This window comes from Microbacterium umsixpiens (genome assembly GCF_053543675.1).
The window spans coordinates 17,164-19,536 of record NZ_JBLVOH010000117.1 but is presented as its reverse complement, the minus strand read 5'-3'; the positions used below and the strand labels follow the sequence as shown (position 1 = coordinate 19,536).

Annotated in this window: 2 protein-coding genes; both read right to left on the bottom strand. The window is 67.2% G+C overall.

The features are described from left to right. Window positions 1-858, bottom strand: an 858-nt coding sequence (locus tag ACNPM4_RS11875) for a BMP family lipoprotein (protein WP_448985829.1), incomplete at its 3' end; no start/stop codon positions are given. 160 nt (window positions 859-1,018) lie between these two features. Beyond that, complete coding sequence (locus ACNPM4_RS11870) at window positions 1,019-2,134, bottom strand: mannose-1-phosphate guanylyltransferase (protein WP_029262556.1); 1,116 nt, start codon at window positions 2,132-2,134, stop codon at window positions 1,019-1,021. Between the last annotated feature and the right edge of the window lie 239 nt (window positions 2,135-2,373).

Genomic DNA, 2,373 nt, shown 5'->3' with positions numbered 1-2,373 from the left:
CGGGTCGGCCACGGCCAGGTCGCTGTCGACGCCGAGCATCAGCGTGTCCTTGCCGCTGTCGGTGATCGCCGCAGCAGCGCTCTGGTAGACGGGACCGCCGACCGGGAGGATCACGTCGACGCCCTGGTCGAGCACGCCCTGTGCGGTCTGCTTGGCGGTGTCGTTCGCGTCGAAGCCGCCCGTGAACGAGCCCTTCTGCGTCGCGGCGTCCCACCCGAAGACCTCGACCGCAGCCGACTTGTCCTCGTTGTACTTGTCGACTCCGAGCTGGTAGCCGTCCATGAACACGGCGACCGACGGGATCTGCATGCCGCCGAAGGTGCCGACCTTGTTCACGCCGCTCTGCGCGGACCAGGCTGCCGCGGCGTAGCCGCCGAGGTAGGCCGCCTGCGCGGTGTCGAAGACGAGGGGCTTGATGTTCGGGGCATCGGTGGTGCCGTCGAAGTCGTTGTCGGCGTAGTCGTCGATGATCGCGTAGTCGATCTCGGGGTTCGCGAGCGCGGACTCGACCGTGGCTGCGGAGAGCTTGAAGCCGACCGCGACGATGAGCGAGCAGCCTTCGGAGACCGCGGTCTCGAGGTTCGGCGCGTAGTCGTTGTCGTTCGCCGACTCGAACTCGAGGGGCTTGATGCCGAGCTCGTCAGCCGCGCTGTCCATGCCCTCCTTGGCCGACTGGTTGAACGACTTGTCGTTCCAGCCGCCCGCGTCGGAGATGAGGCAGGGAAGGAAGTCGGAGTCGACCGGCTTCTCGGAGCCCGCGGGCTTGTCGGTCGGTGCCTGACCGCAGCCGGCGAGCGCGAAGATGACGCCCGCGGCGACCGTCGCGCCGAGCAGCTTCTTGGTGGTGGAGATGGTCAACTGATGCCTCCCTCAACGAAACCGCGGCCATCGCGGATCGATCAAAGTTACCTACTGTTTCGCCTTTTGCGCACGTACGCGGCGGATGCGCTGGCCAAAGGTTACAAAGCTGAAATCAAGCCACCCGATGAGCGTGAACGCCTGCTCATCGGCGCAGGGTTCAGAGCACGTCTCCGCGGCCGGTGAGCTTGAGGGACTCGACGACGCCCTTCACGCGCTGCGCGTGCTCGACCGTGGTGACCAGGAGCGCGTCGGGGGTGTCCACGACGACGATGTCCTGGACGCCCACCAGACTGATCACCCGAGACGTCTGACTGACGAGGATCCCGCTCGCGCCGTCGGTCAGCACCCGGGCATTCGGCCCGAGGACGGCGAGGTCGTTCTTACGTCCGTTGTTGATGAGCTTGGTCAGCGAGGCGAAGTCACCCACGTCATCCCAGTCGAAATGGCCGGGGACCACCGCGAGCCGTCCGCGGCGGGCGGCGGGCTCCGCGACCGCGTAGTCGATGGCGATCTTCTTCAGGCGCGGCCAGATGCGGTCGACCGCAGGTCCGCGCAGCTCCCGGTCGTCCCAGGCCTCGGCGAGTTCGAGGAGCCCGGCGTGCAGCTCGGGCTCGTTCGCGGCGAGCTCGTCCAACAGCACGCTCGCCTTCGCGATGAACATGCCGGCGTTCCACAGGTAGTCGCGATCGGCGAGGTACTCCTTCGCCGTCTCCAGGTCGGGCTTCTCGACGAAGCTCTCCACGAGCGCGGCCTCGCGCGCGCCGTCGACCACGAGCTCCGGGCCCTTCTTGATGTAGCCGAAGCCGATCGCCGGCTCGGTGGGTGAGATGCCGATCGTGCAGATGTACCCCTCGCGGGCGACCTCGACGGCGTCGCGCACCGCGAACTCGAACACGCGCGTGCTGCGGATCACATGGTCCGCGCTGAATGAGCCGATGATCACGTCGGGCTCGCGTCGGTGCAGGATGGCTGCGGCGAGGCCGATCGCGGCGGCCGACTCCCGCGGCTCCGACTCGAGGAAGACGTTGAGGTCGGCGATGCCCGGCAGCTCGGCCTCGACCGCGGCGCGGTGGGCGCGTCCGGTGACCACGGCGATCCGGTCGGATCCGCTGAGCGGTTCCAGGCGATCCCAGGTGTCGCGGAGCAGCGAGTGACCAGAACCTGTCAGGTCGTGCAGGAACTTGGGCGCGTCCGCACGGGAGAGCGGCCAGAGCCGGCTGCCGATGCCGCCGGCGGGAATCACTGCGTAGAAATCCTTGATGGGTGCGCTCACCCTGCCAGGGTAGCCCGAGGAGACCTCTCGACATCGAGATACTTAGGCTCCCCTTCGTCGCTCCCAGTCTTCTGACAGGAATAGGATGGACAGCGATCGGGCGTGCCTGACTTCGACAGGCTCACACTTGAACGAGAGCAGCGCATGCGACCGACGCACATCGATCAGGGAGGACGACCGTGTCCACGAGCGCTCGCTTGACACCGTCGATTTCGGAAACCACGTCCAAGACCCCCCGC